The following is an 8,102-nucleotide window of genomic DNA, read 5'->3' on the forward strand; positions in this document are numbered from 1 at the left end:
ATGCCTGCATCGACCTGGCTCGACGTGCTAGAGGACACTTTTCCGATCACGGTCGTCGAGCCGTTGCTGCCGGCTGGTCCTCATATGGTCGACGCACCAGGCCGGCGCATCGGGTGCCATCCAGGACCGGAGGATTCCGTGACCATCGCCGCTCGTCTCGTCTCCACCGTCGCCGCTCCCCTTGACCCGGCCTCGGCGGAGGCCCCACGGGTGCTGCACTGGCCCGGCCGCAGGCTGCTCGTACAGCGTGGGGACACCGAAGTGGTGGCCCTCGACCTGGACGCCTCCCGCACGGACCGTCGGGCCGAGGTCCGTTTCCCCGCACCCTGGCCGCGCCGCCTCGGAACGGTGACGGTGTCGCCGAAGCTGGACACCGCGGTGTTCTCGGGCGTGCACGCGGTGCGGTCGGTAGAGGCGACTGGTGAGACGCGGTGGGAGCTAAGACACGACTGCTGGTACGGCGGCTGTTCCTCGACGCACCTTTCGTTCGACGAATACGGCGACGACGAGGAGCACTTCCACGCCGACAGCGGGTCAGCCGCCGTGAGCGCGGACGGCCGGCTTGTCTGGGCGCATGTCCTCGGCCCGTTGGCCAGCGACCGGGACACGGAGGACGCCCAGGAGCTGTGGGCGGTCCTGGACGCCGCGGACGGCCGGGTCCTGGGACGCGTGGACACCGGGACCGTGGCATCCGGCTCCGAGCACACCCCCCACCCGGACCCGAGGCAGATGGGGCTGAGCATCGGCGAGGGCGAAGAGGGGTCGCCCGTGCTGTGGGGCCGCTGGGACGGGCAGCGGCTGACCGCCGAGCAGATCGGCATCGAGCGGATCCTCCTGGCGGTGAGCCCGTCCGGCCGGCACCTCCTGTCCGTCCCCCTCGGGCAGTGGTCCCTCACCCTCCACCGCGTGGAGGACGGTTCGCTCCTGCGGGAACTGGACGCCGAGGACACTGTGCCGGCGCACCCCGGCAGCACCGGCGAGGACAGGGTGTACTGGGACTACGAGGCGGCCTTCGTGGACGAGGACACCGTCGTCGCCGGAACCTCCGAGTGCGACACCCGCCACGGCACGGCCCGCCACTGGCTGGTCGACGCGCGCGGCATGACCCTGCGCGGCGAGATCCGATACCCCTTCCCAGTCTCCGGGCCTGCCCGCTCCGCGGGGGACGGCACCTGGTACACGGTCTCCGGCAACGGGACGTCCGTCCATCTGTGGCAACTGGCCGAGGAGGACTGACCTGCGGACGCGGCCGCTCAGGGGACGACGTCACTGTTCGACCCACGTGTGCCTGGACCACATCTCCTCGCGCTGTGCGGCCTCCAGAAGAATCTGGACTCCCATCTCCCGCGGCAGGAGGCAGCCCCTCGGCCAGTGGATCCCCTCACCGGCAACGGTGATCTCCACCTCCGCGGGATCGTCAGAGAGCTGCAGGTTGCAGAACGTCCGATCACGCAGAGCCGTGACCGTGGAGAAATCCGGTTCCACGGTCACGATGACGCAGTCGTCCTCACCGTCACCCAAGGTCAACCCAAGGGACGCACCTACCGGAATCGATCGATAGACGTCCAGAAGCCTCGGCAGAGGAACCTCTGAGCGGCGGTATGAGGGGTCCCACACCTCGACGGTGACTACGTTGCGCATTCGAACCCGCTTCCAGATCAGCAGGAAGAGCCGGCGCGGATCATCGATCAGGCGGCGGCCAGTTCACACCACACGATCTTGCCCCGGTTGCCCTCCCTGGCCAGCGGCTGCCAGCCCCACAGATCGGCGCATGCCCGTACGAGCCCGAGCCCCCGCCCCTCCTCCAGATCGGTGACCTGCTCCAACGGCACCGGCGGCTCCGGCGGAGCGGGGTCCGCGTCCCACGCCCCGATCCGCAGCACCCCCGCCGCCCAGCGCACCCTCAGGGCGGCCGGCGCCTTCGTGTGCCGTACGGCGTTGGAGACCAGCTCGGTGGCCAGCAGCTCGGCCACGTCGACCAGACCGATCAGCCCGTGCATGGTGAGGATCAGTCGCAAGGTGCGGCGACTGACGGTGACCGCGCGGGGATCGTTGGGGATGTAGAGGCAGTACTCCCACGAGTCGGGGGCGGAATTGGTTTCAGGCATGGGTCAGCTCCGTGTGGCGAGTTGAGGGGGGCGTTGATGGGTGGCGGATGCGGGCGGTGGCCTGCCGCTGCCGTCCTGGCAGGACGGAGTGGTGCGCTTCCGGCGCCCCGGAAATCCGCAGCGTATGCGTCGCGTCACCGACGGTAGGGGTTACAGTTTCGGTTCAGCAAGCCAGCCGCGTAATCTGACCCCGAACGAGTCGCGCTCGCAGGCGCGTTGGACCCAGGAGTGATCGATGACGACGAGGCGCGCGCCAACGGCACGTCAGATGCGTCTGGCGGTCGAACTGCGCAGGCTCCGCGATGCCGCAGGACTCGCCGCCCGTGAGACGGCAGCGCTGCTCGGAGTGAGCCACGTTCAGGTCAGCCACATCGAGTCCGGACTCACGGGCGTGAGTGGGGAACGACTCCGTCGGCTAGCAGCCAACTACGCATGCTCCGACGACGAACTGATCCAGGCCCTGGTGGCCATGGCGACTGATCGCACGCGCGGCTGGTGGGAGGAGTACCGAGGGGTCCTCCCTACGGCGTATCTGGATCTGTCCGAACTGGAGCACCATGCCAGCTACCGGTGGGACGTCGACTTCCTGCACGTCCCGGGTCTTCTGCAGACCGAGGACTACGCCCGCGCGCTCTTCTCCTACGTGAACCCGGAGTTCCCCAAGGACGAGGTGGAGCTTCGTGTGGAGCATCGGATGAAGCGGAGGGCCATCTTCCAGCGCCCCGACCCGACCCCGTACGAGGCCGTCGTCCATGAGGGGGCTCTGCGCATCAGAGTCGGTGACCGTTCCGCAGCACGTGCTCAGCTCGTCCGCGTCCTGGAGCTTTCCGAAGCAGAGCACGTCACCGTACGCGTCATTCCCTTTGATCTGGATGGGTTCGCCGGTGCTGGAAGCGCGATGGCGTATGCGGGCGGCCCTATCCCCAAGCTGGACACTGTGGTGCGCGACGGCCCTCATGGCACGACGTTCGTCGATGCCGAGGCCCAACTCGCCCGGTTCCGAACACTCTTCCGTAGGCTGGAGGCAGCGTCGCTTGAACCCGAGCGTTCGCGGGACTTCATCCACAGGCTGGCGAAGGAACTGTGAAGCGATGATCACCCCCAGAACCTGGCAGAAGTCGTCGTACTCCGGAGGCGGCGAAGGCAACGCCTGCGTCGAGATAGCGACCTCCCCCACCCGCATAGCCGTCCGCGACTCAAAAGCCCCTGCCAGAGCCACCGTGACCTTCCCGGCAGGGACGTTCAACACCTTCATCGAGGCCCTGAAGGGCTACGCCAGGTCCCACGTCTGACCCCCTCAGCCACCCACTCCAGCATCCTCGTCCGAGTAGCTCAGCCCGATGACGCGTGCGTACAGGTCGGCGAACTTCTCGCTTCGCTGCACAGCTGCACGCTTGTCCACAGGCGTCCCGCTGTCCGCTTCGCGGGCATCGGACTCCAGCCCTTGGAAGTTGACCGTTGCCAGCTCATGGCCTGCCGGCAGCTCCTCCCGAGCCATTTCATCGTGCGCCTCTGCCAGCTCATCGGCATGTTCGAGGACTTGGACGAGCGCGTCGGTCTCGTCCGGTGCGAGAAGGCAGTCGAGCACTTCGGTGGCGAACACCAGATGGTCCGTGATTTCCGCTTCGAAAGGCGGGCCGTCCGGATCAGACGCCTCCAGCGCCTCGTCCAGCTCGGCCCGAAGGCTCGCGAGGTCAGGAGTCTCTCCTCGAAGCACAGAGTGAGCAGCGGATGTCGTCTGCGCCAGCGCGTCCCGGGCCTGCCCGAACCACTGCCCGAACTTGGGGTCCATGTGCCAGCTGCAGTACCTGACGAGGAGCAGCGCGACAGTCGTGTTCTTCTCCTCGTCAAGCCATGCCAGGCGGGCGACTTGGTCCTGTGCTTCGCTCATGTCTTGAACATCCTTTTCATTCCGCGCCGCGCCGTGAGGCCTCACCCGGATCGGCCGACTGCGACGTGATCGGTGCCCGATGAAGCCGGTGTGCCCTTCCTTCCAGCGTCGCTCGAAGAATTCCGCAGACGTCTCTTCGACATGCAGGTCCTCATCGGCCTCGAGTTCCGTCCATGACGGAACTCGCTCCGATCCGAGCTCCACCTCGCCCCTCCGCTGGTGGTCCCGGTCGACACAGACGAGTCGGCCATCCATGTACTGAGCCACCTTGCGCAGCTCATAGCCGTCTGTCCCGATCTCTGTGAGGAACTCGAACGGTTTGTCATCGGCTGCCAGAAGATTGATGGAGATCAAGTACCACGGCCTGGGCTCCGCACCCTGCTTCCGCCGGAGTCGAGCGGCCAGCCTCTGCTGGGGTCGAAACGCGCGACGACGCACACAGTTCGACGCCGATGACTCACATGCGGGCCAGGTGCATTGCGGACCACAAGGCCCAGAGGGACGCCATCCAAGCAAGGCCGACACCTTCGACAGCTCAGCCGTCATCGCGGGACCGGCCGAAGCCAGCTGATCAGCGCGCCGAATGACCGCCATGGGATCGCGTTCCCTCGACACCAGAGCACGCTCGTCCTCCCGCTGCGCAGTGCGCTCAAGCTCCGCGAAGTCGGCGACGGTCGGAGACGCTGGCCCCCGTGTCTGCTGCTCATTCACCAGACGGGTCAGCGTGCTCCACACCCCGGCCGCCTGCTCGGAGACCCTCGCATCCGCTGAAGACCATTCCACCTCTCCGGCTCCAGCCGCAATCAAGGCCATGCCGGCGACGCTCTGTTCGAAGAAGGCCGGATGGTCGAAATCCTGCAACGGACCGACCGCCTCACAGAATTCATCGAGACCGATCAGGACACCGTCCGCAATCTCGCCGGAGCCCAGGCAGCCACGAATGACCTCGTCGACCGGCTGCCGCACCGAGGATTCGAGCACCTTCAGCAGTGGCAAAAGACGAATCAAGCACAAGGCGCCACTGGCCACAGTTTGTTCTGTCATTCCATCAACTCTCACAGCGGTCCGAAGTAACGCGACGGGTCGACCACGGCCTTCTTCACCGCGTGCACCACCCGGTGCACCGCACGCGAGACCCGGGGATACGCCCGCCTCACATGCCTGGCCGCGTAGACCTTCATCCGCTTGTGAAGAACCCTTACGTGGCATTCAACGCCGACCCAAGTCCTCAACGGCTTCATAGCCGAGACGGGACTCACACTGGAGCCCCCGTACCCGGTCACCCCGACCTTTCAACCTCAACTACTGCCGTCAGACACCCCAGAGGGCCAGTGGAAACAAATCCACTGGCCCTCTGGGGCTGTTGCGCTATAGAGCATCACCAGATTATAGCCTCAAGCTCTTCGCGCGATTTTCCTGCCATCTGCTACGAAAGGCTCCCCCAGTCAATCACCGGATCTTCGACGAAGTCCACCACAGGAGCCCTGTCAAGCCGCTGACCATTTGCTTCCCCTGATACCCAGCCGATGCAGCTGGGACGGTCGCCGTTCCCTGAAAGGCAGAATTCTTCGAGCGCGGCGCGCACTCGATCGAGAGGAATCGCACTAGCCGGGTCATGAAAACGGGGGTAGATCAATTCCGTGACATGAGTGGTGATGTCCCCCACCCAGCACGCTGACGTGCGCCTCCGCCGCCCTTTCACTGCCAAACGTTCACGTACAAGTCTCCGTGTCAGTTCGGATTCTCTCGACTGTGATCGAACTCCGAGCGGTGCCAGACCTCAGTTCGTCAGACTGTTCCGATAGCGCGTCCACAGTCTCGTGATCCAGGCATTGGAACCCTCAGGCGGTTCGGACGTGACCGGAGCGAGGGGGCCGACTCGACCAAGTGCAGAAGTGTCCAGGCCAAACCCCAGCAGTTGTCGTCCCCGAAGCACCCGAGCAGCAGGCGAGCCTCTTCATCAGTGACGGGCTTCTCGATGGCGTGGAGCGCGCGCTCCATCTCGTCGAAGGCCTCATCGTCCTCCTGGGAATTGTTCGCCTCGGAGGGAAGCCGCCCCAGCCGAACGAAGTCCTGAACCTCGTCCCTGATCACAGCTAGCCCTATTTTAGAAGGTGCGGATAATGTAGCCGCCTGCGCCACTCAGACGACCGACGGCCGAGCAGGATCAAGGAAATCCACCTCATGCTGCTCCAGCAGGTCCTCCAATCCCTCGTACCCTTCACGTGCAGCATACTCTGCCTCTTGCTGAGTGATCGGCAACAACCACAACAGCCTCACCGGGCCGTCCGGGGAATCCATGTACTCGAAGGCTGGACCATAGGGATACGGCACCGAGACAAGAAAATGCTGCAGTGCAGATCCCTCACACCATGGCCGTCCCAGGTCCAGCACCCTCCCGACATCAACTCCCCCCCACGTCGCATGGAAATACGCGACGAGCGCCAAGGCCTCCACATGCAACGGATCCGGCATTCCTGCCATGAGGAAGAACTCCACCCGAGGCTGCGTCGCAGCACTTGACGCGCCTGCGGACACGTAGACAAAAGGCTCCCCGGGCGCCGACCGCTCGACCTCGCACACATGGAAGTCGGGAATCGCCTCCTTGACCGGACCGAGGTCCCACTGGAGGTCGTTCACGTGAACCCCGGGCCAGAACCCATGCACGTGCCTGTGGATGCGCTCCCTCACACCGTTTCCCGTCCATTTGGCTTCTCAGAGGCATTGTAATCGAACAACTCGGGGCCCCGTTAAAACTCAACGGGTCCCCGAGCGTCGGTGAGCGCTAGGCGCGTAACCGAATGTACTCCTCAGCTCTCGACCGGCTCCACGCGAATGGGATCAGCACCACTCAGATAGAGCATGCACCCCGCGTCCTCCTGGTCCGAATTCTCCGGGGGGACCACGTAGATTCCCGCCGTGGGCGCGGGAGCCCAACCTAGATTACGCGGAGGATCATACTCCTCGTAGTGCACGACATAGAGGCGCGTCGGCGGGATGGACACCGTACAGACGTCTCCCGCACGAAGCTCGGACGCCATCGGTTCGAGCCTATATGGAACCCATTCCGGGTGGGCGTCTCCATACGGCAGGGAAAATGTTCCATTCCACCGGATGTTCACGGAGTTGTCGACCGCCCTCCACGGCCATTCGAGCGTGATGTATCGCGAATTAACTGCGGCGACCCGAGCTCTGGCCGGCTCGCAGGAGACGAGGACTTCACTACCGACCTCACTCAGCATGCGTGCGCTCCCTTGAAGAGCTCATAATCTCCCCACTCCCAGAACGCGGTACCAGCATCGATTTCCCTCTGTACGGCGCGGAACAGTGAACTGGGATCCGACGACTTCGGAATGTCAACTGCATTCCGTTCCGGGTGTACGGGATGGCGCTCGGAGACGGACATCCTCCAAGAGGAGGACGATCCCGAAGACCCACCGATGTGCGCAGCCGTCCCGCACTGACCGCCCCGCGCAGAGACGCCGGAGCCCGGTACTAACGGACGTCGCGAAGCCATGCTTTGATCGAGTTGCGATAATTCATCGACTCCTCCCCGCTCTTGAACCTGATCTCGAATGAGTCGCCAGGATCAAGCCTTGCCCCTTCTCCAAAAACGATGTTGGCCAGGTCGGCGTGCCCAAGGGCCTCAAAAGACAGCCAACTTGCGTATCCCTCAGGTGCAGCGATCCCATGACGGTCAAATTCGAGTGCCACAGCAAGCGCGGACGCCATCACTTCAGCGACACGCGAATTGCCGTCCCGATGATACGACGAGACGAGGAGAGCGGCATCGACAGCAGCAGCGACGGCCGCGCTGGCGGAATTCTCCAGCGAGATCGCCTTCTCCTTGAGCCGCTCCAACAGGGGGATGGACTCCAACTGAAATCCACTTTCTTCACCCTGGCCAGCGGCCTCACGCCAAGCGGATTCGACCGCCTGCACCGCAGAAAAGGAATCCTCCTGCCTAGCGAGTTTTTCGAAAAAGACGGACAGTACAGAATTCACTCGAGTGGCTACCGCCACGGAGAACCAGCGCTCGGCGCGGGCCCGCATAGGTGCCGATGTTTGATCTGGCATACGCGTACCATCCAACCGTACATGAG

General features: G+C 64.4%; 11 protein-coding genes. 3 read left to right on the top strand and 8 right to left on the bottom strand.

The features are described 5' to 3' along the window. Nucleotides 1-138 precede the first annotated feature (138 nt). Complete coding sequence (locus ACIPM1_RS23565) at nucleotides 139-1,236, top strand: hypothetical protein (protein ID WP_402437657.1); 1,098 nt, start codon at nucleotides 139-141, stop codon at nucleotides 1,234-1,236. Between the two features lie 30 nt (nucleotides 1,237-1,266). Here ACIPM1_RS23565 and ACIPM1_RS23570 read toward each other — a convergent pair whose 3' ends face one another. Further along, complete coding sequence (locus ACIPM1_RS23570) at nucleotides 1,267-1,641, bottom strand: hypothetical protein (RefSeq protein WP_402437658.1); 375 nt, start codon at nucleotides 1,639-1,641, stop codon at nucleotides 1,267-1,269. Nucleotides 1,642-1,688: 47 nt separating this feature from the next. After that, a complete protein-coding gene (locus tag ACIPM1_RS23575) occupies nucleotides 1,689-2,108 on the bottom strand; it encodes an ATP-binding protein (protein WP_402437660.1) in 420 nt (139 codons plus the stop codon). A 235-nt stretch (nucleotides 2,109-2,343) separates the two neighbouring features. Here ACIPM1_RS23575 and ACIPM1_RS23580 point away from each other — a divergent pair, with 235 nt between their 5' ends. Both ACIPM1_RS23580 and ACIPM1_RS23585 read left to right on the top strand, forming a co-directional pair. Beyond that, complete coding sequence (locus ACIPM1_RS23580) at nucleotides 2,344-3,195, top strand: helix-turn-helix domain-containing protein (RefSeq protein WP_402437662.1); 852 nt, start codon at nucleotides 2,344-2,346, stop codon at nucleotides 3,193-3,195. Nucleotides 3,196-3,199: 4 nt separating this feature from the next. Next, nucleotides 3,200-3,400, top strand: a complete 201-nt coding sequence (locus ACIPM1_RS23585; protein WP_402437664.1) for a DUF397 domain-containing protein — start codon at nucleotides 3,200-3,202, stop codon at nucleotides 3,398-3,400. Nucleotides 3,401-3,405: 5 nt separating this feature from the next. Here the strand turns inward: ACIPM1_RS23585 and ACIPM1_RS23590 are convergent, their stop codons facing one another. The 6 genes from ACIPM1_RS23590 to ACIPM1_RS23615 all read right to left on the bottom strand — a co-directional run bounded on the left by ACIPM1_RS23590 (nucleotide 3,406) and on the right by ACIPM1_RS23615 (nucleotide 8,076). Then, nucleotides 3,406-5,043, bottom strand: coding sequence for a DUF6881 domain-containing protein (locus ACIPM1_RS23590; protein ID WP_402437666.1), 1,638 nt, complete (start codon nucleotides 5,041-5,043; stop codon nucleotides 3,406-3,408). Nucleotides 5,044-5,425: 382 nt separating this feature from the next. Continuing rightward, nucleotides 5,426-5,701 carry an Imm1 family immunity protein gene (locus tag ACIPM1_RS23595; protein WP_402437900.1) on the bottom strand — a complete coding sequence of 92 codons (276 nt, stop codon included), beginning with the start codon at nucleotides 5,699-5,701 and terminating at the stop codon, nucleotides 5,426-5,428. An 86-nt stretch (nucleotides 5,702-5,787) separates the two neighbouring features. Next, the gene (locus ACIPM1_RS23600; protein ID WP_402437667.1) at nucleotides 5,788-6,093 is read right to left on the bottom strand and encodes a hypothetical protein; all 306 of its coding nucleotides are present in this window, start codon (nucleotides 6,091-6,093) and stop codon (nucleotides 5,788-5,790) included. Nucleotides 6,094-6,141: 48 nt separating this feature from the next. Continuing rightward, entirely contained in the window at nucleotides 6,142-6,690 is a 549-nt protein-coding gene (locus tag ACIPM1_RS23605) for a suppressor of fused domain protein (RefSeq protein WP_402437669.1), read from the bottom strand. Nucleotides 6,691-6,809: 119 nt separating this feature from the next. Beyond that, nucleotides 6,810-7,241: a hypothetical protein gene (locus ACIPM1_RS23610; protein ID WP_402437671.1), complete on the bottom strand. Its 432-nt coding sequence runs from the start codon at nucleotides 7,239-7,241 to the stop codon at nucleotides 6,810-6,812. 253 nt (nucleotides 7,242-7,494) lie between these two features. Then, entirely contained in the window at nucleotides 7,495-8,076 is a 582-nt protein-coding gene (locus ACIPM1_RS23615; RefSeq protein WP_402437673.1) for a hypothetical protein, read from the bottom strand. Nucleotides 8,077-8,102 lie beyond the last annotated feature (26 nt).

Origin of the sequence: Streptomyces sp. NPDC086766, assembly GCF_044746005.1 — a bacterium.
Taxonomy (GTDB): domain Bacteria; phylum Actinomycetota; class Actinomycetes; order Streptomycetales; family Streptomycetaceae; genus Streptomyces.

Excerpts from the sequence above, each read along its gene's own strand:
- ACIPM1_RS23570 (WP_402437658.1), bottom strand. The coding sequence starts at position 1,641 with ATGCGCAACGTAGTCACCGTCGAGGTGTGGGACCCCTCATACCGCCGC.
- ACIPM1_RS23575 (WP_402437660.1), bottom strand. The coding sequence starts at position 2,108 with ATGCCTGAAACCAATTCCGCCCCCGACTCGTGGGAGTACTGCCTCTAC.
- ACIPM1_RS23580 (WP_402437662.1), top strand. The coding sequence starts at position 2,344 with ATGACGACGAGGCGCGCGCCAACGGCACGTCAGATGCGTCTGGCGGTC.
- ACIPM1_RS23585 (WP_402437664.1), top strand. The coding sequence starts at position 3,200 with ATGATCACCCCCAGAACCTGGCAGAAGTCGTCGTACTCCGGAGGCGGC.
- ACIPM1_RS23590 (WP_402437666.1), bottom strand. The coding sequence starts at position 5,043 with ATGACAGAACAAACTGTGGCCAGTGGCGCCTTGTGCTTGATTCGTCTT.
- ACIPM1_RS23610 (WP_402437671.1), bottom strand. The coding sequence starts at position 7,241 with ATGCTGAGTGAGGTCGGTAGTGAAGTCCTCGTCTCCTGCGAGCCGGCC.
- ACIPM1_RS23615 (WP_402437673.1), bottom strand. The coding sequence starts at position 8,076 with ATGCCAGATCAAACATCGGCACCTATGCGGGCCCGCGCCGAGCGCTGG.